This is a genomic window from Pantoea sp. FN0307, from assembly GCF_050113815.1.
Lineage (GTDB): Bacteria > Pseudomonadota > Gammaproteobacteria > Enterobacterales > Enterobacteriaceae > Mixta > Mixta alhagi.
Window position 1 is genome coordinate 916,032 of sequence record NZ_JBNJSO010000001.1, and the last position, 21,178, is coordinate 937,209.

The window sequence follows — 21,178 nt, forward strand, 5'->3', positions numbered from 1 at the left end:
TGATTTTCATACTTCAGCATGCTTTTTTGCCAGCAATAAAAAGGGTCGCCATAGCGACCCCATCATCTGTCTTTATGATATCAAACAGCATTCATAGCTGTTACGTTGATGTCAGATCGTAGAATGCCATGTCTGGCAGATTGCTCATCAAAGAAGTCGTTTAAAGCACGAGCAGCGTTTTCGCCATGAATTGGCAAAGACATTTCAACGGCTTTTTCGCCTTTTTTAATGATGAACTTTACGAACCAACTTTTCTTAACTGAACTCATTCTTTGCCTCCCCTGGTGATAAGTCGGGTATCTCCCCGTGATTATTTAATCGGCGAATTTTGCTAAAACTTTAACCATTTTCATGGCAAGTGATCGTTAATGATGACAGCTACTGCTTTTATCATCTTTCTGCGCGCTGGATAACAACGCAACCGGAGGCATATTGTGCCTAAGTTGTGACTGACCTTGAGCTGATGTCGATCAAAATTCATACGCACAGCAGTGTTGACATGATTGGATGTGCACTTTTGCTGACTGAAGGCAACATTTTGTGGGGCTTAACGCAGTTTATACGCATTTATGCACAGGCTACCCCCATTTTCTGTGGATAACTAACCGGCGGTTTTAAACCGCGATTTAATCTGTGGTTAGCCAGTGCGAAAAAGGGTGCTTAGCACACAGAAGAGAATAGCGTGCGGTGGGTACGGGCACGCGCATTGGTCAGCGCGCCCGTATCTCGAAAAGAGCCCCGGCAGGGATAAAAAGAGGGAACAAGTAAAAAGCGATTGATTTTAATTAGTTTTTTTCAGGCCACGCCACGGCAGGAATGCCGTTCAGTTTAGGCCTGGCAAAGAGATCGCCCTGGAAATTACAGATACCTGCGGCTTCCAGCCACATCCATTCTTCCGGTTTTTCTACGCCCGTGGCGATAACGCAAATCTCCAGGGAAGAACAGCATTTGATAATTGCCTGAACAATCGCCTGTTTCGGACCGCTTTTATGGACATCACAAATAATGGTGTGGTCGATTTTCACCCGATCAGGTTGAAATTTCACCAGTAGTGAAAGTCCGGCATATCCTGCGCCAAAATTATCTATAGCAAGGCTGATGCCTGCAGCCTTGAGCTGCTTAATGGCCGTTTCGACTTCCTCAATCCGTGAAATAACTTCGTTCTCAGTGATTTCAACGACGATCTGCTCAGGTACCAGCCCATTTGCTTCAATCTCACTCAACAAAAAATTAACGGCATTCGGGACCATAACCAGCGACATCGGCAGCAGGTTTACAGAAAGCGTTTGTCCTTTAATCCCTAACTTTTTAGCCAGCGCAAAGGCAGCCTTCTTGGATTGCAGATCGTTCCGGTAGATTTTATCGCGCGAAAGCGCTGATAAATCGTCCAAAGGCGAGCCTTCACACACAGGCTTTATCAGAGCTTCAAGCGAGTCTGTTTGACAGGAAAAGGGATCGATAATGGGCTGCATGGCCACGCTAAAGGTTTCGGCTTCGGTGGTCGGCGCTTCCGGCTGAGAAAGGGAGGCGTCATCGCTAATGAAATCCCAGTAATCTGCCGGCGGGATTTCAAAATAGTTCTCTTTTTCCCGGGCTTCAACAAAGGTGCGCAGGAACTGTAGCGCTCTGTCACTATAAGTCAGCTGGTATTTTGAGGTGCCTCTGTCCAGTACGGCCTGAAGAACGCTCTCCTTGTCATATTTCCGGAGATCGAACAGTTCCATTCCTGTATTACCAAAGCGACGCGCAGGTGCGTAATCCCGTAACAGTTCCACCAGGTTATGATGTCGTGGATCGCGGCAAATCGCCGCATAGATGGAAAGCACCGCTTCTTCAGGGCCTTCCAGCAGCTGGAAAAAGTGGGTGCCATTAAACAGTAAAATACCGGTAACGCCATATAATTCATTGTGACTATTGGCCTTAATGACCATTTGCTCCAGCTCTTTAACCGGGACGTCATCGACAAGGTGGCTGCGATAGATAAGGGTAGATAACATAGCGTATTCCGTGGTGTTTGTGTTTATGTTGCACACCTTAACAGAAGCCTTTACGTTGTTGTCCAGATCTATTAAAAAAGCATCAACATCTTTCCTGATCAATGCGTGTTTAGAAAAGTGGCTTAAAGCGGCGTTCCGGAGGTTTTAATGTTATCTGTTGAAAAGAAAAGCTGAGTGGCTTGTTTGACAGGAAGCAAGGCGGGTTGGTTGCGGCAGGGCGCAGAGAGGTCACAGCTTATTAGCAGAGAGGTCACAGCTTATTAATAGGTTAGAGAGGATCAGACTGGCAGGAAGCCTGCCAGTCTGCGAGACGTTATTTACGACCCAGCAAATAACCAAATACTACCCCGACAGCGGCAGCAATAGCTAAGCCACCCATCGGATTGGAAGAGACCTGGCTGCGCACGGTATCAGCGGCATCCCGTACTGCGTAGCTCGCCTGGCTGGCATATTTACGTGCGCTGCCCTGAGCTTCATCAGTATAGCTATCCGTTGCGCGACCGTAAGCTTCCTGAGCCTTACCTGCGCCTTCACGTACTTTATCTTCAACTTTACCTAACATATTTTTCTCCTTTGAAAGCGTTGAGTAAATGAAGTCTAGCAGAAATAAAATTAGCTGCCGCGCAATGGGAAAAAACAGAGCGGATTCACATCGGCTTGGCCTGTTTACCGCAATTTATTGGCAGAAGTTTTACCCACAACGGCATGGTAAATAAATAACGCAGGCATTATCCAGTGAGGACATGCGGTCAGGCATGCAGCTTATTAACTGAATAATATGGTTTTTTTGTCTGTTGTGATTTGTTAATCATCAGGAAGATAAGTCTAATAAAAAAAAGATAAATTAAGATTAATCTGTGCAGGCAGTAGCGTCAGGAAATATTTAAACAGATGAAAAATAATTACGATCTGTGTAAATAAGCCTGTATTGTTGTGAAGCACAGCGTAGTTAAATAAAGCCTCAATAGAAAGGAAATAATTTAACCGATGAGTTGTTTTTTTAGTGTGGTTAATAAGCCAGCGCGAACTTCTTGCCAGGTGAATCCTATTAACGGATAAAAATTTTTGCCGATGCTGATGCTGATGCATTGCAGAGAAGTGAAAAAAGGGAAAGCATTTCCCCTGTTTTAGATCAGTTACGCGCTGCGGCTGCTTTAATCCATGCCAGCACCAGCGGCGAAATTTCCTGGCGTAGCGCTGCGCGTTCAGACTGAAACAGCGTGGCGACAAAAAAGCGGTGGTCGGGCAACTCGATAGCGCGTACATCGCCAGCCATATCATGGGCGCTCATGCGTAATGGAAACGCCTCCAGTTCACGAATAAAGTCGGGGTTAACACCGAAATTACAGCGATAGCCTTCATGCGTCTGCAGACTGCCGTAAGCGTCAGCAATGAGGCTGCCTGGCACCAGCTGCACATCACCGGTTTTCTCAACCAGTGAGCATGCCAGCGGTGTAATCACTAAGCGTCCCGTCTGGTCTGTTTCCGCATGTCCGGCATCGTGCCAGCCCATCACGTTGCGCGCATATTCTACCAGCGCATATTGAAACCCGCCGCAAGAGCCCAGAAACGGAACCTGCTGCTCACGCGCCCAGCGAATAGCGGTAAAGGCACCGCGATCGTGTTGATAAGGGCTGCCGGGCACCAGCCAGATGCCATCATAGCTTGTCAGATCATCTGCGTTATGAATCGAGGTGGTCGGCAGCCAGTCCCAGCTGGCAGTAATATTTAACTCACTTAGCGCCAGAGGAATGGCCAGTGGAATAGCCTGATGTGCAACGGCGGACGGGCGATAATCGCCGACTAAGGCAAGACGAACAGCAGCGGTCATCTTTAGTTTCCTGTGCAGTGAAAAAAAGGAGATGCGTCAAATTCTGCTCCTTTTATAGCGGTTTTGGTTAATTTATGCGATAAAGAGCACAGATTTAAGCGTAGTAAAAGAAGTTATCGCAACGGTCCGGTGGACCAGTCCCTGTGCGATAGCCCGCCGTCCGGCCAACTCATCTTCTTTATAACCGTCACGGGAATCCGTTTAATGCATACCAAACCAGCAATTTTACTGGCAGGCGTTCTGGCGCTCGCTCCTGCATTAGCGCAGGCGGAAACGCAGCACAGCCATTGGGGAACACGTTGGCAGCGACTGCCAGCTACGCCCGTTCCGGTGGCTGGCATGCAAACAGGCTATGCCGATGTAAACGGTATCCAGCTTTATTACGCCACAACAGGCAAAGGCGCGCCGCTTATCCTGCTGCATGGCGGGCTGGCTAACAGTGATTACTGGGGGCTACAGGTTACGGAGCTGGCGAAGCACCATCAGGTGATCCTGGTCGATAGCCGTGGACATGGTCGCAGTACGCGCAATGCGCAGCCTTACGGTTATGATTTGATGACCGACGATGTTATTGCTTTGATGGATCGCCTGCATCTGCCGACAGCCGCCATTGTTGGCTGGAGCGACGGAGCAATTATCGGGCTGGATATGGCGATGCGTTATCCGCAGCGGGTAAGTAAAGTGTTTGCTTTTGCGCCAAACACTACGACGCAGGGCGTAAAAACAGGCACCGAAAAGAATCCGCTGTTTGCGGCTTATATTTCCCGTGCAGAAGAGGAGTATAAAAAGCTGTCGGCCACGCCCAATGATTATGTGCATTTCAGGCGGCAGATTAGCCAGATGTGGCAGTCACAGCCTGGGTGGCGCGACGAAGATTTAGGCAAGATTACAGCACCGGTAATGATTGCTGATGGCGATCATGATGAGGCGAGCGATCGCCATCATCTGGAGCATATTGCCGCAACCATTCCTGATGCCGGCCTGCTGATCCTGCCTACCGTCAGCCATTTTGCCTTTCTGCAGGCGCCGAAAGAGTTCACCGATGCGGTGCTGCACTTTCTTGATGATAAAACATCCCGCACTTGATGTATAAAGGTGCGGCGACCATCTCGCTTAGCCAACAATGAGTTTATGTGCCAGGCGGGCCATAATCTCCAGTAGCAGCAAGTTGCCGCTAAAAAGGCAGATTAGTATAAAAATAAATTTCTTTTGGCTATTCATTCTGTTCCGCAACTGTGAATTGATTCCGCTGCTACACTTTAAAGGCAACAGCCTTAACCGCATATCAACATCTCCCTTACAGCTGTAAGGAAAACCAACATGTTGTATCAATACCTTGATGGTGCTAACTGGCGGCATATTTATATCGTCGGTGATTTGCATGGCTGCCGTGCCTTACTGGATCGCCAACTGCTGGCAGCGCGCTTTGATCCGCAGGAAGATTTGCTGATCTCAGTGGGCGATCTGATCGATCGCGGGCCGGATAGTCTGGGTTGCTTGCGTCTGCTGGCAGAGCCCTGGTTTCGCAGCGTGCGCGGCAATCATGAAGAGATGGCGCTGAACGCGCTGCAGCAGAACGAAACTCTGCTGTGGAAAATGAACGGTGGAGATTGGTTCTGGCGGCTGAATACTGAGCAGCGCGATGAGGCGCAGCGCGCGCTAATACAGTGTCAGACGCTGCCTTTGATCCTGCATATTAGTCTGGAAGAGCGTACTGTGGTTGTGGCGCATGCTGACTATCCGGCAGCGCATTACGCTTATGAACAGCCTGTTAATGAATATGACGTGGCCTGGGGACGCGAACGCATCCATCGTTTACAGCGCGGTCAGGGAGAAATTATTACCGGAGCGGATGATTTCTATTTTGGTCATACACCGCTGGACCAGCCGCTAAGCGGCTGGAACCAACACTTTATTGATACCGGCGCGGTGTTCGGCAATCAACTCACGCTCATTAAAATTCAGTAAGCGGATGCCAGCGTCCGGTTAGCGCCGAAACAGTTTACCGTCGCGCACCAGCTCACGTGGATAGCTGTTTTTCAAACGCTGACCCACCTTTTTCGCCAGGCCAAGCGGCTGTTGTTGCCAGGTCACCAGCACTTCATCGCGTGGCAGCGGTGCCTGTGGCCAGATATCACGCCCGCGATACCACTCTTCCGCTTCATCTTCGCTTAGCTCAACGCTATTGGTGGCATCGGGACAGGCGAGGGCGATCACCGCTTCATGCTGCCAGCGATAGCCTTTGTTGAAAGTTTCCGCCAGCTTCAGCCCAATGCGCGAAAAACGCACCCGCCCAAAAAGCGGCTCTGCTGTGCCGGGAAACAGCCAGATCTCTTTATCACGCTGCCATAGCGAGTGCGAAGAGGGGCAGTGCAGGCCAGATTTTGCAGCAGCCTGAATCACCGTCTGCGCATCTTTACGTGACAGCGGGCTAAAAGGAAACTTGCCAACCTTATAACCCGGCGCAGGCAGCGGTTCCACGCTGTGCGTTTTGCGCAGCCGCGCCACAAAAAAGCCTTCACTATCGAAAAGCTGCGGGAAAACGTGTAAAAAGCCTTCCTGCGTAACGGCTTTATCCGCGCCGGGAAAAAGATCCTTTAGTGTATCGATCTCTACGGCATCAGGATAACGCTGGCAAAGCCACGTCACGACCTGCTGATTTTCCAGCCTGTTCAGAGTACAGGTGGAATAAATCAGCGTGCCGCCGGGCCTGAGCGCATGAAAAGCGCTGTCGATCAGATCGCGCTGGGTGGCGGCGATAGCGTGAGTACTTTCCAGCGTCCAGTTGCGCAGGGCGTCGGGGTCTTTACGAATCACACCTTCGCCAGAGCAGGGAGCATCAAGCAGAATGGCATCAAACGTTTCCGGCAGCGCCGGGCCAAAGACGCGCCCGTCAAAATGGGTGATTGCCGTATTGCTGATACCGCAGCGGCTGATATTTGCGTGCAACACTTTTACCCGGCTGGCCGCATACTCATTAGCGACAATCACACCCTGGTTATTCATCAGCGCCGCCATCTGGGTCGTTTTCGAGCCGGGCGCAGCCGCCACATCCATCACGCGCTCAGGTTGCGGCTGTACAGCAAATAGCGCGCTAACCGGCAACATCGAGCTGGCCTCCTGGATATAAAAGAGTCCGCTGAGATGTTCAGCGACGCTGCCCAGCGGCAAGGCCTCATCTTCTTCGCTGCGCGTTATCCAGAAACCTTCAGCACACCAGGGGATCGGCGTGAGCTGCCAGCCATAGTCAGCCGTCTGGCTTAAAAAATCCGCCACGCTGATTTTCAGCGTATTCACACGCAGGCTGCGGCGCAGCGGCTGCTGGCTGATAGCCAGAAAGTCCTGCAGACTGGCTTCATCGGGCAGCGTTTGCCGCATCAGGTCAAGAAAGGCCTCAGGGAAAGGGGCTCGGGATTGTTGGGGCACGACAGAGTTCCGGTAGTTGCAAAAAAATCAGGCGGGAAGTGTACCACAGCCAGGGCAAAAGCTGATGAAGAGGGGAGCCTGACAGCCAGACTCCCCTCAGGCGATCAGGAGGAGGGGATTGCCGTCCCCCATTTACGCCACTCTTTCGGCTCGCCATCCTGCAGCAGGAAATGTTTGCCGGAAGAGGCCCGTGGCGCCAGCGGCACCGTTGGCGGCGTGGCAAACTGAATGCCGCCGCGAATAAACTGCTGGAAGGTGCCGGTTTTCACAACGCCGCCAATCAGGCCAAACTCCAGGTTATAGCCAGAGGCCAGCCAGAACACCGAGTTGTTGCGCACCAGATGCTGATACTTTTTGCTGATGCGCAGCTGAACCTGCACGCGATCCGCCATGCTGCCGAGCGAGGTGCCGGTTACCGTACCAACCTCAACGCCCCGGAACAGTACCGGCGTGCCGATGCCCAGCGATCCCGCTTCCGGCGCATCAACCACAATATTCAACCCGTCCAGATAGCGTGAGTCAGTAATGGTGGTTTCCTGCAGCTCAAAACGGCGCGTCAGGCTGCCTTTACCCGGATCAACGTTGATATAAGGCTGCAACAGCGTTTCCAGGTGATTGACCCCGGTAGCGGATATTTCCGGCGACACTACCGAGAAACGGCTGCCGTTGCGGGCGAAGCTTTGCACATATTCCGGATACAGCACCGCTTTGGCGATCACCTGATTATGATCCTGGCTGAGCGCCAGCGACTCCACCTGACCAATATCAATACCCAGGTAGCGAATCGGCATGTTGGCAGAGAGCTTGCTGCCATCATAGGTGTGCAGCAGAATCTGGCTGCCGACGGCGCGAGCGGCAGTTTCAGAACTGTAGAGCACGCGCGTTTCATTTTTGCTGCTGCTGGCTCCTTCAAGGTTATCAAAACTGATGGCACCGCGCAGCGCCCGGTTCAGCGGTGAGGCCTGAACCGTCAGCCCGCTGCCGTTGAGCTGCACTTTGGCTCCGCCTTCCGCCCAGAAAACACTGTCGGGGGTCAGCAGCTTGCGATATTCCGGCTTAATATGCACCGCCACCACAAACTCGTTGGCCTTCGGCGTCACATCAACGATTTCACCTACCTGGAACTTGCGATAGAGCACCACTGAACCGGGCTGAATATCTGGCAGGCTGTTAGCCGTCAGCGTCAGGGTGGTCGGCGGACGGTCGCCGGTAATGCCTTCCTCCGCCTTCTCCGCATTGGCGTAGAGCGGATACCGATCGCGCGGCGCGCCTTTGCTACCGGGCTCCAGGCGAATACCGCCATCTACCCATTCACTGGCGCTGGCACCCAATACTTTCATGCCATCAAGACCAAATTTAACGTCCAGTCGGCTATTGATAATAAATTTGCTGTCGGCATGTACCAGCTGGCGATGTTCCGGGGCAATTGCCGCTTCGAACTCCACCCCTTTTTCGGTGAGGTGGCGACGGATCACCTGACCAATCTGAATGCCGCGCAGCACAACCGGCTGGCCCGCATCAATGCCGTAGCTTTCCGGCGCGCTCAGGCGCACGGTCAGCACATCAGGCTGCTGTAGCAGCGCCTCGTTGCTTTGGCGGACCTGAAAACGATTTTGCGGGTCGCCCTCGCCAGGAATCAGTTCCAGCGTGGTGCCGGTGAGCAGCGAACTCAGGTTAGGATTATTCAGGGTAACTTTCGGACTACGCATCTCAATACGCGTACCGCTGCGCATCAGACCCACCACGGAAGGATCCAGCGTCAGCTCGCCAATCACGGTGCCGCCGGGCTGTAGCGTCATTTTGGTCAGGGTACCCACTTCCAGTCCCTGATAAATCAGCGGCGTGCTGCCTTCCTGCAAACCCTTGCCATTGGGCAGATCGAGCGTAACGATGACGCCACGCTGGCTATGTGCCAGATCGGGATAAAGCTGATAGCTGCTTTCGCTGGCGGCCTGCTGTGACGCGGGCGGAGAGTCAAAGGCGATAGCGCCGTTCACCAGCGCCGCAAGGCTTTCCAGCTCTACTTTCGCCCCGCTAAGGTTCACATCCGCCTTAACACCGGAAACGTTCCAGAAGCGACTATCCTTTTTCACCAGATTAGTGAAGCGGCGCTCGATCAGCGCATCAATAGTTACGCCGTTATTATCGGGATTAATCGTGTAATCATAGACGCGGCCGACCGGGATTTTGCGGTAGTAGACGGGCGAGCCGGTATTTAGCGAACCCAAATCCGGCGCGTTTAAATGCACCATCATCTCACCGGTATTAACACGGTATCTGGGCTGCGTATCCAGCGCGACGAAGTTTTCGCGGCGCGGCCCGCTCTTGCCGGGCATCATACCGATGTAGTTACCGCCGACTAACGCATCCAGCCCGGAAACGCCCGCCAGCGAAGCTTTGGGCGTCACCAGCCAGAATTGCGCATCTTCACGCAACGCGTCGCGCATGTCGCTTTTAATACTGACGCGTACCTTGATTTTACGCAGATCGTCGCTGAGGCTGATACCCTGCACGGTGCCAACCTCAACGCCCTGATAGCGTACCGGCGTGCGACCCGGCACGATGCCGTCCGCCTGGGCAAAGTCGATGGTTACCGTGGTGCCGCGCTCCTGATAGTTGGTCCACAGCAGCCAACCGGCAATCATCAGAGCGATAAAAGGCAGCAGCCAGAACGGCGAAATTTTACGCTTGTTGGTTATCCGCGCTCTAGTCGGTGTAGTCGGCGTTTGTTGCATGAGCATCCCAAATAAGACGGCTATCCAGCCACTGTACGGCAAGGATAGTTAAAATTACCGCGGCGCCAAAATAGAAGGCGGCCGGTCCCATAGTAAAAGCCAGCAGCTGGTCACGATTCACCAGCGACATGGTTAACGAAATCACAAACAGATCCAGCATTGACCAACGCCCCACCCAGGTCACCAGGCGCAGCAGCCGGATACGGGTTTTTAGCCCTTGCTGACAGCGAAAATGAATACTGAGCAACAGCACCAGCAGCACCAGCACCTTGGTAAAAGGCACCAGAATACTGGCGATAAACACAACCGCCGCCACCGGGATATTGCCGGAGGCCAGCGACAGAATGCCGGAGAAGATGGTATCTTCCTGACGCGCGCCGTTGAGATAAATGATAGAAATTGGCAGCAGGTTGGCCGGTATCAGAAACACGATGGCTGCAATGAGCGCCGCCCACGATTTTTGCAGGCTCAGGGGGCGACGATAAGCAAGACGCGTATGGCAGCGCGGACAGCGTCCACGATCGTCCGGCAAGCCGGTATGATGACAGTTCAGGCAAACCTGTAGCTTCTCCTGCGCAACTTCCGCCTGCGGCTGCGGATAGAAGCGATGCCACAGCTGCTCCATATTCAAATGGATCATGGTTAACAGGCTAAGGATCATCAGTGCGATAAACGCCACCAGCCCATAGCCAATGTCGATATCGGCATAATCTTTTACCTTAATAGAGGCGACCGCAACGCCCATCAGGTAGATATCCAGCATGACCCACTCTTTCAGGCGCTCCAGCATCAGCAGTACCGGGCGCAAATTCATGCCCAGTCGGTTGCCGAAAAACAGAAAGCCGATAGCGCCGACCAGCGTAACCGGCGCGCCAATGGTGCAAAAAGTGACCATCGCAGCGGTCAGCACGTCACCCTGCATGGTCATCTGCATAATGCCCGTCAGAACGTTGGCGCGAATGGGCGTGCCCAACAGGCGGATCTGGATAAGCGGCTCGATAAATGCAAAAGGCATTAACAGCAGCATGGTCACCGCCATGGCCATCAAACGGGTCATCGACCAGTCCCGGCCGGTCATGATTTTAGCGTTGCAGCGCGGACAATGAGCAGACTGGCACGATTTAACATCCGGTAAGGAAAAAAGGGTATCGCATTGCGGGCAACGCTGATAACGTTCATGGGGCAGAACGTGACTGATAGTATGTATTTTCATATAGTGAAGCAGTGACCCTCATCGTGCAGATAAGCACGGTCCTTGAATGATGCAAAACGGACGCTGAGGGGCATAGCCCGTTTTGATAATCCGATCCGCAAGATACTAAGGTTATATTAACTGCCGGAATCCTTCACCTTGTGGCAATGGATATTTAATGCTTATTTTACCGGACGGCTCAATTGTAGCCGTCCGCTTGCTTTTAAGATGGTCAGAAAATGAACAAACAAGAATTTTATCACGATCTTAACCGCGATCTGCGTGCGCTTATCGCTGGTGAAACCAGTTTTCTCGCCGCGTTAAGCAACAGCAGCGCGCTACTGTTTGAGCGTCTGGAAGAGGTTAACTGGGCAGGTTTCTACCTGTTAACCGAAGAGAAGACGCTGGTGCTGGGGCCGTTCCAGGGCAAAATCGCCTGCGTACGCATTCCGGTTGGCCGTGGCGTGTGTGGCACGGCAGTTGCAGAGAAAAACGTGCAGCGTGTGGATGACGTGCATGCATTCCCGGGTCATATCGCTTGTGATGCCGCCAGTAACGCTGAAATCGTGCTGCCGCTGATCGTCGATGGCGAGGTGATCGGGGTACTGGATATCGACAGTACGCGCTTTAATCGCTTCGACAGTGAAGATGAAACTGGCCTGCAAACCTTTACCAGTGAGCTTTGCAACGTGTTAGCCCAAAGCGATGTTAAAAAATATATTCATCTGAATCGTGGCTAAAGCGCTGGATTTCGTGGCAATTGCTGATGGGGTCATTATAATGTCGCCTGTTCATGCCCGCGCTGGTTGGCAAACCCGTTGTAATCAGGAAATTTCATGGAAAATCAACCTAAGTTGAATAGCAGTAAAGAAGTCATCGCCTGGCTTGCGGAGCGTTTCCCGCACTGCTTTAGTGCCGAAGGTGAAGCGCGTCCGCTTAAAATCGGTATCTTTCAAGACCTCGTCGAACGTGTTCAGGGTGAAATGAACCTGAGCAAAACGCAGCTACGTTCCGCTCTGCGTCTTTATACCTCCAGCTGGCGCTATCTGTACGGCGTTAAAGCGGGCGCAACCCGTGTTGATCTGGATGGCAATGCCTGCGGTGAGCTGGAAGAGCAGCATGTTGAACATGCGCGTAAGCAGCTTGAAGAGGCTAAAGCCCGTATTCAACAGCAGCGTCAGCAGCAGCAGGCGAAAAAGCGTGAAGCGGGTGCCGGTGCCGGTGAAGATGCGCCTGCGCGTCGTCCGCGTAAAGCCGCCAGCCGTAAACCTGCCGAAGGTGGTCAGCCTGCGCGCAAAGCCCGCACCAGTGAGGCGCGCCCGGCTCAGGATCGTGCGCCTGCCGCACCGCGTCAGCCGCGTCCGCAACCCGTTACCGACACGTCAGCGCTGCAGCCTGGTCAAAATATTAAAGTTAAAGCTGGCAAAAGCGCAATGGACGCCACCGTTCTTGAGATCTCCAAGGATGGCGTCCGGGTACAGCTGGCATCCGGCCTGGCAATGATCGTACGCGCAGAACATTTACAGTTCTGAAACGGAGGCCACCCTGGGCATGAACAAGTTTTTTAAGATGAGCGTGATGGCGGGCCTGCTACTGGCAGGTCACGCCATTGGCGCTGATAGCATTACTCGCGCGGATCAAATCCCGCAGCTGCAGGAAGAGCCGCAGCACGCTACCGTTAGCGAACGCGTTACCTCCCGTTTTACCCGCTCTCACTACCGTCAGTTTGATCTCGATAACGCCTTCTCAGCGAAAATCTTCGACCGCTATTTGAACATGCTGGATTACAGCCACAATGTGCTGCTGGCAACCGATGTGGCGCAGTTCGCTGATAAAAAAAACACGCTGGGCGATGAGCTGCGCAGCGGTAAACTCACGGTGTTTTACGACTTATTCAATCTGGCGCAAAAGCGTCGTTTTGAGCGTTATCAGTATGCGTTGACAGTGCTGAACAGGCCGATGAGCTTTACCGGCAACGATACCATTGATACCGATCGCAGCAAGGCGCCGTGGCCGAAAAATGCCTCTGAGCTGAATGCCCTGTGGGACGCGAAAGTTAAGTATGACTGGCTCAGCCTAAAGCTGACCGGCAAGCAAGACACTGAAATCAAAGATATTCTCACCAAGCGCTACAATTCCGCTATTCGTCGTCTGGCACAGAGCAACAGCGAAGATGTTTTCCAGCTGGCGATGAATGCGTTTGCGCATGAAATCGATCCTCATACCAACTATCTCTCGCCACGCAATACCGAGCAGTTTAATACTGAGATGAGCCTTTCTCTGGAAGGTATCGGCGCGGTGCTGCAAATGGATGAGGACTACACGGTCATCAATTCAATGGTAGCGGGCGGCCCGGCGGCAAAAAGCAAAGCGCTGAGCGTTGGCGATCGGATTGTGGGCGTGGGTCAACCGGGCAAACCGATTGAAGATGTCATCGGGCTGCGGCTGGATGATGTAGTGGCAAAAATCAAGGGGCCGAAGGGCAGTAAAGTGCGCCTGGAGATCCTGCCTGCCGGTAAAGGCACCAAAACCCGTACCGTTACGCTGACGCGCGAGAAAATACGCCTTGAAGATCGCGCGGTCAAAATGAGCGTGCATAACGTCGGTAAAGATAAAGTTGGCGTGCTGGATATTCCGGGTTTCTATGTCGGCCTGACCGATGATGTGAAAGTACAGCTGCAGAAACTGGAAAAACAACACGTTGATAGCGTGGTTATCGATCTGCGCACTAACGGCGGCGGAGCGCTTACCGAAGCGGTGTCGCTTTCCGGTCTGTTTATTCCCAGCGGCCCGGTAGTGCAGGTGCGCGATAATAACGGCAAAGTCCGTGAAGACAGCGATAATGACGGCGTGGTTTATTACAAAGGCCCGCTGGTAGTATTGGTCGATCGCTTTAGCGCCTCGGCGTCAGAAATTTTTGCTGCGGCTATGCAGGATTATGGCCGTGCGCTGATTGTCGGCGAGCCAACCTTCGGTAAAGGCACCGTGCAGCAGTATCGTTCTCTGAACCGTATTTACGATCAGATGCTGCGCCCTGAGTGGCCTGCGCTGGGGTCGGTACAGTACACGATTCAAAAATTCTACCGCATCAACGGCGGCAGTACGCAGCGTAAAGGTGTTACGCCCGATCTGCTGATGCCTACCGGTGTCGAGGCGGCAGAAACCGGCGAGAAGTTCGAGGATAACGCTCTGCCGTGGGACAGCATCAATGCGGCAAGCTATACCAAATCGGGCGATTTAAGCGATCTGGTGCCTCTGTTGACCAAAGCGCATCAGCAGCGTATCGCTAAAGATGCCGAGTTCCAGTACATCATCAAAGATATTCAGCGCTATAACGCCATGAAGGACAAGCGCAATATTGTGTCGCTCAATCTTGCCCAGCGTGAGAAAGAGAACCGTGAAGATGATGCGCTGCGTCTGGAGCGGATTAACGCACGCTATAAAGCGGAAGGGAAAAAGCCGCTGGCTAAGCTTGACGACCTGCCGAAGGATTATAAAGAGCCCGATCCTTATCTGGACGAAACGGTAAATATTGCTAACGATCTGGCGCATCAGTCGCCGGAACAGCCGGGTAAAAAAGCGGCAACGGCAAAATAAATCGTCGATATAACCTCCCTTTAAAAGGCACCGCGTTGGCGGTGCCTTTTTTATTGCGCGCCATTGTTTAGCCCGGCTGTTTAATCGCATAAAGTGAGGTTAAAAAAAGATTGCGACAAAATGTAAAGTTATGTCTTTTTAAGCACTTAAACGTTAAGTATGCTTGAAAAGCTACGCGATGCCCCTACGATGTATATCCGCGCATGGGCGCTTAGTTAACTGAGGAAGATTAAAGTTTATGATGCGTATTGCTCTTTTCCTGCTGACCAACCTTGCCGTGATGTTGGTATTCGGGCTAATTCTGAGCCTGACAGGAATTCAGTCAAGCAGTGTGCAGGGCCTGATGATAATGGCGGGTCTGTTTGGCTTTGGCGGTGCGTTTGTTTCACTGCTGATGTCGAAATGGATGGCATTGCGTTCCGTTGGCGGTGAAGTTATTGAACAGCCGCGTAATGAGACGGAACGCTGGCTGATGGAAACGGTAGGGCGTCAGGCGCAGCAGGCGGGGATCGCTATGCCGCAGGTAGCGATTTACCATGCGCCTGATATCAACGCGTTTGCTACCGGCGCACGTCGCGATGCTTCGCTGGTCGCCGTCTCTACCGGCCTGTTGCAAAACATGAGCCGTGACGAAGCGGAAGCCGTGCTGGCGCATGAGATAAGCCACATTGCTAACGGCGACATGGTCACCATGACGCTGATCCAGGGCATTGTGAACACCTTTGTGATCTTTATTTCCCGTATCCTCGCACAAATCGCTGCAGGCTTTTTGTCCGGGAACCGGGAAGATGAAGAGAGCAGCAACGGCAACCCGATGGTCTATTTCGCCGTGTCCATGGTACTGGAGTTGGTGTTTGGTATTCTTGCCAGCATGATCACCATGTGGTTCTCACGTCATCGTGAGTTTCATGCTGACGCAGGCTCAGCGCGTCTGGTAGGCCGTGAAAAAATGATTGCGGCGCTGCAGCGGTTAAAAACCAGCTACGAACCGCAGGAGCCGGGCAGCATGATGGCGTTTTGTATCAACGGTAAAGGCAAATCATTAAGCGAATTCTTTATGTCGCATCCGCCGTTGGATAAACGTATTGAAGCGCTGCGCAGCGGCCAGTATCTGAAATAAAAGTCTCTGCCAGCCTGGCTGGAATAATGAAAAAACCACCTCTCAGGAGGTGGTTTTTTATTGCCTGCGGTTCAGGGATAACGGCCAACCCCGGCGTTAACTGTGCTTTTCTAGCGGCTGGCGCAGGCGCGACAGGCTGAACAGCGCGGCGAGGGTAGAAAACAGCCCCGCCAGCAGCAGTGAGGCGTGCGTACCCTGCGTATCAAACAGATTAAACATAAGCGCTACCAGCGCCGCGCCGCTGGTTTGTCCCAGCAGGCGAGCCGTGCCCAGCATACCGCTGGCACCGCCGCTGCGATGGCGTGGTGCGGCAGAAATGATGGTGTGATTATTTGGCGACTGAAACAGGCCAAAGCCCGCGCCGCATAAAATCATGCGCCAGATAATATCGCTATCCGTCGGCGCAACGGGCAACCAGGCCAGCGCAAACAGACCAAAGGCAAAAACGGCCAGCCCGATCCCACCCAACAACCCGGCATGAAAGCGTTCCAGCAGGCGTCCGGCAATCGGCGACATCACCATCGTGGCCAGCGGCCAGGGCGTCAACAGCAGACCGGTTTCCACCTCGCTTCTGCCCAGCACGCTCTGCAAAAAGAAGGGCAGGGAAACCATCGCCAGCATCTGCGCCAGAAAGGAACAGATCGAGGTGCAGATTGAAAGCGAAAAGATGGGGATACGCAGCAAATCCACCGGCAGCAGCGGAAAGGGCATTCTCAGTTGACGCCGGATAAACAGCGTGCCGACCAGCAGCAACGCCAGCAGTTCGGCCACAATAAGCCGGTAGTCCTGGCCCTGCGCCGCGCCGCTTAGCGCTGACAGCAGCAGGCCGAAAGTCAGCGCATTCATTACCGCGCTGGTAATATCGAAACGCTGCGTTGGCGATGACTTCTGGGTGTTGTCCGGTAAAAAGCGCCAGGCCAGCGCCAGCGCCAGCATGCCCGCAGGCACGTTAATCAGAAACAGCCATTTCCAGGACGCCACTGCCAGGATCGCAGCAGCAACCGTTGGCCCCGCCGCGCTGGAGACGGCGACAATCAGCGTGTTAATCGCCATGCCGCGTCCCAGATAGCGCTGCGGATAAATAATCCGTATCAGAGCCGTATTCACGCTCATTAGCGCCGCGCCGCCAAAGCCCTGCAGAACACGGGCGAAAGTTAACATGCCGAGCGAGTCAGAAAAGGCGCACAGCAGCGAAGTAGCGCTAAACAGCAGCAGCCCGCCCTGATAGATACGCCGGTAACCCAGCAGATCGCCAAGAAAAGAAAACGACAGCAGGGAAATGATAATCGCCAGCTGATAGGCATTAATGATCCAGATCGATTCCGCCGGGCTGGCCTGGAGCTCGCGAGCGATAGTCGGGAGGGCGACGTTGGCAATGGTGCCATCAAGCACGGCAACGGTTATTCCTAAAGCAATAGCGGCTATCGCGCCATAACGACGCGGCAGCGGTAAACCGTCAGAGGATGTAGTCACAGGCATGCTTAAAATTAAAGAGGGTGAATATCACCATGCTAATGATTTTTTTAACGTGATGCATCTTAATTGCATCGAAAAGTCTTACAGATGCATCACTTGTCACGCACAAATATTGCCTGCGGCAGGAAGAGCCACGTATACTGGAAATGGCGTTCCATTTTTAATAAAACAATTTTAAAAAGGCTTTGATTATGGCGAATGTAGATGGCGATAAACAGCCCGATTCGGTCTCTTCTGTACTGAAGGTGTTTGGCATTTTACAGGCTCTGGGCGAAGAGCGTGAAAACGGCATTACCGAGCTATCGCAGCGCGTGATGATGTCCAAAAGTACCGTTTATCGTTTTCTGCAAACCATGAAGTCGCTGGGCTATGTTTCTCAGGAAGGCGAATCAGAAAAGTATGCGCTAACGCTGAAGCTGTTTGAGCTGGGTGCCAGAGCGTTGCAGAATGTCGATCTGATTCGCAGCGCAGATATTCAAATGCGCGAGCTGTCGCGGCTGACCAAAGAGACCATTCATCTTGGGGCGCTGGAAGACGATAGCATTGTCTATATTCACAAAATCGATTCGCTCTATAACCTGCGCATGTATTCGCGTATCGGACGCCGCAATCCTTTGCACAGCACTGCGATTGGCAAGGTGTTGCTGGCCTGGCGCGATCGTGCCGAAGTGCATGATATTCTGCGTGAGGTGGAGTTCCGCCGCAGCACGCCGCACACGCTGGGCAGTGAAGAAGAGCTGCTGAAAGTGCTGGATGTGGTAAAAGTTCAGGGCTTTGGCGAAGATAATGAAGAACAGGAAGAGGGGCTGCGCTGTATTGCCGTACCGGTTTTTGACCGTTTCGGCGTGGTGATTGCCGGTATGAGTATCTCTTTCCCGACTATTCGCTTTTCAGAAGAGCGCAAGCATGAATATGTCGCGATGCTGCATCGCGCAGGACGCACGCTCTCATCGCAGCTGGGCTATCACGACTATCCTTTTTAAAGAACACAAAGCGGCACCTTCAGGGTGCCGCTGTTGCTGAAGGGCAATCTAGCCGTTATTGTCCACAACCTCAGAGCTTTTTCTGAGCACAGGACAATCCGCCACGCCAATAATGCCGCTGTCGCTGTGCAGATATTGCGCTTTGATCATCCCGCGAGCCGTCAGATACTGACACTGTAAACCGATACCGGCGACATTTTTGTGGCTGCCGGTCAGGATGCCATAGCCGGTTAGCAACAGTCCCAGCCAGATGAGCGCCAGTAAACTCACAATTCGAAGCAATATTTTCATTTTATCTCCCTGTAAAAATGGCAAGCTTCCCGCTTCGTTGCCGAAAGGGGAGCAGCATAGCCTGATTGCAGGATGAAAGCGATCGGAGGAAGCTTAAAGCGATGTTCTGACGCAGCGGCTATTCATTACAGTGAATCCAGGTAAAATCGTCGGCGTAACGTAAGACAAGCAGAGGTTGTTATGAACGAATTAAATGGCGGTGGCACTCTGATGCCGCTTATCAGCAGTATTGCTTTTGCAGTGGTGGGGCTGATTGCCTGGTTTTTTGTGAATCGTGCCAGCGTGCGTGCCAGTGAACAGATTCGTCTACTGGAAGCGCTGCTGGAAGAGCAGAAAAAACAGAATGCTATCCTGTATCAGCTGACGCAGCAGGCTGCCGACGGCGAGCAACAGCAGAGGGATGATGAACAGGACCCAGATTTCACCCGCCTGATCCCGGAGCGATAAACAGTCATTACGGCTAAGGAGCAGAAGGATGAAATGGAAAAATCCCTGGTACGACGCGGAAAAATCACACCATACGCCGGAAGGATTTTGCAATCCAGAGCCTGACCTGCGCCAGGCGGGCGATCTTCAGCGCTGGCGTAAAGAGCGTAAAGCGCAGGGAGTCCCGTTTCCTCCACGCCAGGGTTATGACGCTTTTACGCAGCAGTGGCAGCAGCAGGCCGATCTGAGCGGTGAACAGGACTGCATATGGTGGCTGGGCCACGCAGCGATAATGCTGCGGCTGGATGGGCGCTACGGTTTAATCGATCCGGTATTATCGCAAAGAGCTTCGCCGCTGCGCTTTTATGGGCCGCAGCGTAAAACGCCTGCACCGTTGGCTATTAAAGATCTACCTTCTCTCGACTGGGTATTGATCTCGCATAATCATTACGACCATCTCGACAGGCCGACCCTTAACGCTATTCTGCGACGCTTCCCACAGGTCCAGTTTATTGTGCCGCTGGGGCTTGAGCCCTGGTTCCGCCGGGCAGGCGCGCGCCATGTGGTGCAGCTTGACTGGTGGCAGCAGACGCAGCGTCACGGGATAACGTTTCATGCCGTACCGGCGCGCCACTGGAGTATGCGCACCCTGTACGATCGTAATCGTTCGCTTTGGTGTGGCTGGACCATTAAAACAGAACATCTTAACTTCTGGTTTTCTGGCGACAGCGGCTATTCACCCAGTCTGCTGGACATAGCGCGTCGTCTGGGACCCTTCAATCTCGCGGCATTGCCCATAGGCGCCTATGCACCAAGATGGTTCATGCAGGCACAGCACATGGACCCGCAACAGTCAGTATCATTACATCAGGCTATCGGCGCTCCGGTAACCATTCCTATCCACTAGGGAGTATTTGAGCTGGCTGATGAGACACTGGATGAGCCGCCACAGGAGCTGGCACGGGCGCTTGAGGCGGCTAAGCAGAATAAAATGCGTTTCCGCCCCTGGAAAATAGGGGAAAGGGCCAATTTAAATAATATAAACCAGGAATAATCTGATAACAGCGAGGGATGATTTAATAGTGTAACGGTTACGCTTTAAAACGCCCTCGCCTTATTCAAAAGATCGCAATGACTTTTAAATAATAATGCTGCGTTTATTTGGGGCAGGTGAATTTATATATTCCTTTTTTTGGTGCAGCCTGGCAAATTTGCTCCCGCCAGGCAGATTACAGAGATGCTATTTCTGATATTGCATGGCCCTGAAAGCAGGCGAAGACGTTGAAAAAAGGTGAAGTAAAGTTGCCATAATTATGCAATATTCTTCCGTTACAGTGAGAAGCGGCGAAGGTAAAAACTGAGACGCACATCTCTTCAGGCCCACAGGCTGCTGGATTTCACTGCCGGACAGTAATGTAGCATGCCCGGGCGAAGGGGCGGCGTTTAACGTTTCTTAATGCATAAAAATGCAAACTTTGTAATGAATTCACAATAAGTGTGCGGCAGGTCGATCACCGTTTAAAAATTACTTGCCATAAATTATCGGATATGTGATAACGCTATTAAGCAAAACGAGGTACAGCTCTGTTTATGTATGGCATATTCAGTAAAGAAGTAATGAGTAAAGACGTTGACGTTGAATACCGCTTCCTTGCCGAACCTTATATTAGTGCCTCATTCAGTAATGTCTCTGGTTTTCTGTCAGTCGCCTTCGGGCAAATAAACATTCTAAGGAATTACAAAGATGGCAAAAATTAAAGGTCAGGTTAAGTGGTTCAACGAATCCAAAGGTTTTGGCTTCATTACTCCGGCAGACGGCAGTAAAGATGTGTTCGTTCACTTTTCTGCTATCCAGGGTAATGGCTTCAAAACCCTGGCCGAAGGCCAGAACGTCGAGTTCGAAATTCAGGATGGTCAGAAAGGTCCGGCTGCGGTTAACGTTGTCGCTATCTGATAGCCTGTTTTTCTTTTCACGCGGTGCTTTATTTACTGCGTAAAGATAAGGCAAAGGCCCTGGTCAATGACCGGGGCCTTTCTTTTTTGGCAGCTTTTGGCGGATGACGCTATTGCCTGCAGCGTGTAAACTGCGCGCCTGATTCAGCCA

The 21,178-nt window shown here is 52.5% G+C and carries 19 protein-coding genes and 1 pseudogene; 11 read left to right on the plus strand and 9 right to left on the minus strand.

From position 1 onward, the window contains the following. Positions 1-80 precede the first annotated feature (80 nt). From ACQE3Z_RS04315 to ACQE3Z_RS04330, 4 genes are all read right to left on the minus strand, one after another. Positions 81-269, minus strand: a complete 189-nt coding sequence (locus tag ACQE3Z_RS04315) for a hypothetical protein (protein ID WP_426972350.1) — start codon at positions 267-269, stop codon at positions 81-83. A 516-nt stretch (positions 270-785) separates the two neighbouring features. Next, positions 786-1,997: a diguanylate phosphodiesterase gene (locus ACQE3Z_RS04320; protein WP_426972351.1), complete on the minus strand. Its 1,212-nt coding sequence runs from the start codon at positions 1,995-1,997 to the stop codon at positions 786-788. A 313-nt stretch (positions 1,998-2,310) separates the two neighbouring features. Next, a complete protein-coding gene (locus tag ACQE3Z_RS04325) occupies positions 2,311-2,559 on the minus strand; it encodes a CsbD family protein (RefSeq protein WP_250650120.1) in 249 nt (82 codons plus the stop codon). Between the two features lie 570 nt (positions 2,560-3,129). Further along, complete coding sequence (locus ACQE3Z_RS04330) at positions 3,130-3,828, minus strand: CTP synthase C-terminal region-related (seleno)protein (RefSeq protein WP_426972352.1); 699 nt, start codon at positions 3,826-3,828, stop codon at positions 3,130-3,132. A gap of 204 nt (positions 3,829-4,032) precedes the next feature. On the opposite strand from ACQE3Z_RS04330, the gene ACQE3Z_RS04335 reads away from it, so the two are divergent. Together ACQE3Z_RS04335 and ACQE3Z_RS04340 are read left to right on the plus strand one after the other, a co-directional pair. Beyond that, on the plus strand, positions 4,033-4,914 hold the full coding sequence (locus ACQE3Z_RS04335) for an alpha/beta fold hydrolase (protein ID WP_426972353.1): 882 nt from the start codon (positions 4,033-4,035) through the stop codon (positions 4,912-4,914). Positions 4,915-5,148: 234 nt separating this feature from the next. Then, positions 5,149-5,796 (plus strand): metallophosphoesterase, encoded by a 648-nt coding sequence (locus ACQE3Z_RS04340; protein ID WP_426972354.1) that lies wholly within the window; start codon positions 5,149-5,151, stop codon positions 5,794-5,796. Positions 5,797-5,814: 18 nt separating this feature from the next. On the opposite strand, the gene rsmF is transcribed toward ACQE3Z_RS04340, so the two are convergent. The 3 genes from rsmF to yebS all read right to left on the minus strand — a co-directional run bounded on the left by rsmF (position 5,815) and on the right by yebS (position 11,202). Then, positions 5,815-7,254 (minus strand): 16S rRNA (cytosine(1407)-C(5))-methyltransferase RsmF, encoded by a 1,440-nt coding sequence (gene rsmF / locus ACQE3Z_RS04345; protein ID WP_426972356.1) that lies wholly within the window; start codon positions 7,252-7,254, stop codon positions 5,815-5,817. Positions 7,255-7,358: 104 nt separating this feature from the next. Continuing rightward, positions 7,359-9,995, minus strand: coding sequence for an MlaD family protein (locus tag ACQE3Z_RS04350; RefSeq protein ID WP_426972358.1), 2,637 nt, complete (start codon positions 9,993-9,995; stop codon positions 7,359-7,361). After that, the gene (yebS, locus tag ACQE3Z_RS04355; protein WP_426972360.1) at positions 9,961-11,202 is read right to left on the minus strand and encodes a membrane integrity lipid transport subunit YebS; all 1,242 of its coding nucleotides are present in this window, start codon (positions 11,200-11,202) and stop codon (positions 9,961-9,963) included. Before yebS ends, ACQE3Z_RS04350 begins: the two co-directional genes overlap by 35 nt. 218 nt (positions 11,203-11,420) lie before the next feature. Between yebS and ACQE3Z_RS04360 the strand changes: the two genes are divergently transcribed. From ACQE3Z_RS04360 to htpX, 4 genes are all read left to right on the plus strand, one after another. Further along, on the plus strand, positions 11,421-11,921 hold the full coding sequence (locus ACQE3Z_RS04360) for a GAF domain-containing protein (protein WP_085071498.1): 501 nt from the start codon (positions 11,421-11,423) through the stop codon (positions 11,919-11,921). 96 nt (positions 11,922-12,017) lie between these two features. Next, positions 12,018-12,713, plus strand: coding sequence for an RNA chaperone ProQ (gene proQ, locus ACQE3Z_RS04365; protein WP_426972362.1), 696 nt, complete (start codon positions 12,018-12,020; stop codon positions 12,711-12,713). Positions 12,714-12,732: 19 nt separating this feature from the next. Then, positions 12,733-14,778, plus strand: coding sequence for a carboxy terminal-processing peptidase (gene prc / locus ACQE3Z_RS04370; protein ID WP_426972364.1), 2,046 nt, complete (start codon positions 12,733-12,735; stop codon positions 14,776-14,778). Positions 14,779-15,016: 238 nt separating this feature from the next. Next, the gene (htpX, locus tag ACQE3Z_RS04375) at positions 15,017-15,898 is read left to right on the plus strand and encodes a protease HtpX (RefSeq protein WP_085071501.1); all 882 of its coding nucleotides are present in this window, start codon (positions 15,017-15,019) and stop codon (positions 15,896-15,898) included. Between the two features lie 96 nt (positions 15,899-15,994). Here htpX and ACQE3Z_RS04380 read toward each other — a convergent pair whose 3' ends face one another. Then, the gene (locus ACQE3Z_RS04380; RefSeq protein WP_426972366.1) at positions 15,995-17,377 is read right to left on the minus strand and encodes an MFS transporter; all 1,383 of its coding nucleotides are present in this window, start codon (positions 17,375-17,377) and stop codon (positions 15,995-15,997) included. A 188-nt stretch (positions 17,378-17,565) separates the two neighbouring features. Between ACQE3Z_RS04380 and kdgR the strand changes: the two genes are divergently transcribed. Next, positions 17,566-18,357, plus strand: coding sequence for a DNA-binding transcriptional regulator KdgR (gene kdgR, locus ACQE3Z_RS04385; RefSeq protein WP_085071503.1), 792 nt, complete (start codon positions 17,566-17,568; stop codon positions 18,355-18,357). 48 nt (positions 18,358-18,405) lie between these two features. Here kdgR and ACQE3Z_RS04390 read toward each other — a convergent pair whose 3' ends face one another. Next, entirely contained in the window at positions 18,406-18,648 is a 243-nt protein-coding gene (locus ACQE3Z_RS04390) for a YobH family protein (RefSeq protein ID WP_085071504.1), read from the minus strand. Between the two features lie 180 nt (positions 18,649-18,828). Between ACQE3Z_RS04390 and ACQE3Z_RS04395 the strand changes: the two genes are divergently transcribed. From ACQE3Z_RS04395 to cspE, 4 genes and pseudogenes are all read left to right on the plus strand, one after another. Beyond that, a complete protein-coding gene (locus ACQE3Z_RS04395) occupies positions 18,829-19,095 on the plus strand; it encodes a YebO family protein (protein ID WP_426972367.1) in 267 nt (88 codons plus the stop codon). Between the two features lie 28 nt (positions 19,096-19,123). Continuing rightward, positions 19,124-20,128, plus strand: a pseudogene (locus ACQE3Z_RS04400) (MBL fold metallo-hydrolase). Positions 20,129-20,664: 536 nt separating this feature from the next. Further along, positions 20,665-20,832: a DUF2627 domain-containing protein gene (locus ACQE3Z_RS04405; RefSeq protein WP_103058347.1), complete on the plus strand. Its 168-nt coding sequence runs from the start codon at positions 20,665-20,667 to the stop codon at positions 20,830-20,832. Continuing rightward, positions 20,819-21,028: a transcription antiterminator/RNA stability regulator CspE gene (gene cspE / locus ACQE3Z_RS04410; protein ID WP_004386688.1), complete on the plus strand. Its 210-nt coding sequence runs from the start codon at positions 20,819-20,821 to the stop codon at positions 21,026-21,028. The genes ACQE3Z_RS04405 and cspE overlap by 14 nt, the downstream gene beginning before the upstream one ends. The last annotated feature ends 150 nt before the right edge of the window (positions 21,029-21,178 follow it).

Coding starts and splice junctions, on each gene's coding strand:
- ACQE3Z_RS04315 (WP_426972350.1), bottom strand. CDS start 269: ATGAGTTCAGTTAAGAAAAGTTGGTTCGTAAAGTTCATCATTAAAAAA.
- ACQE3Z_RS04320 (WP_426972351.1), bottom strand. CDS start 1,997: ATGTTATCTACCCTTATCTATCGCAGCCACCTTGTCGATGACGTCCCG.
- ACQE3Z_RS04325 (WP_250650120.1), bottom strand. CDS start 2,559: ATGTTAGGTAAAGTTGAAGATAAAGTACGTGAAGGCGCAGGTAAGGCT.
- ACQE3Z_RS04330 (WP_426972352.1), bottom strand. CDS start 3,828: ATGACCGCTGCTGTTCGTCTTGCCTTAGTCGGCGATTATCGCCCGTCC.
- ACQE3Z_RS04335 (WP_426972353.1), top strand. CDS start 4,033: ATGCATACCAAACCAGCAATTTTACTGGCAGGCGTTCTGGCGCTCGCT.
- ACQE3Z_RS04340 (WP_426972354.1), top strand. CDS start 5,149: ATGTTGTATCAATACCTTGATGGTGCTAACTGGCGGCATATTTATATC.
- ACQE3Z_RS04350 (WP_426972358.1), bottom strand. CDS start 9,995: ATGCTCATGCAACAAACGCCGACTACACCGACTAGAGCGCGGATAACC.
- yebS (WP_426972360.1), bottom strand. CDS start 11,202: ATGAAAATACATACTATCAGTCACGTTCTGCCCCATGAACGTTATCAG.
- ACQE3Z_RS04360 (WP_085071498.1), top strand. CDS start 11,421: ATGAACAAACAAGAATTTTATCACGATCTTAACCGCGATCTGCGTGCG.
- proQ (WP_426972362.1), top strand. CDS start 12,018: ATGGAAAATCAACCTAAGTTGAATAGCAGTAAAGAAGTCATCGCCTGG.
- prc (WP_426972364.1), top strand. CDS start 12,733: ATGAACAAGTTTTTTAAGATGAGCGTGATGGCGGGCCTGCTACTGGCA.
- htpX (WP_085071501.1), top strand. CDS start 15,017: ATGATGCGTATTGCTCTTTTCCTGCTGACCAACCTTGCCGTGATGTTG.
- ACQE3Z_RS04380 (WP_426972366.1), bottom strand. CDS start 17,377: ATGCCTGTGACTACATCCTCTGACGGTTTACCGCTGCCGCGTCGTTAT.
- kdgR (WP_085071503.1), top strand. CDS start 17,566: ATGGCGAATGTAGATGGCGATAAACAGCCCGATTCGGTCTCTTCTGTA.
- ACQE3Z_RS04390 (WP_085071504.1), bottom strand. CDS start 18,648: ATGAAAATATTGCTTCGAATTGTGAGTTTACTGGCGCTCATCTGGCTG.
- ACQE3Z_RS04395 (WP_426972367.1), top strand. CDS start 18,829: ATGAACGAATTAAATGGCGGTGGCACTCTGATGCCGCTTATCAGCAGT.
- ACQE3Z_RS04405 (WP_103058347.1), top strand. CDS start 20,665: ATGTATGGCATATTCAGTAAAGAAGTAATGAGTAAAGACGTTGACGTT.
- cspE (WP_004386688.1), top strand. CDS start 20,819: ATGGCAAAAATTAAAGGTCAGGTTAAGTGGTTCAACGAATCCAAAGGT.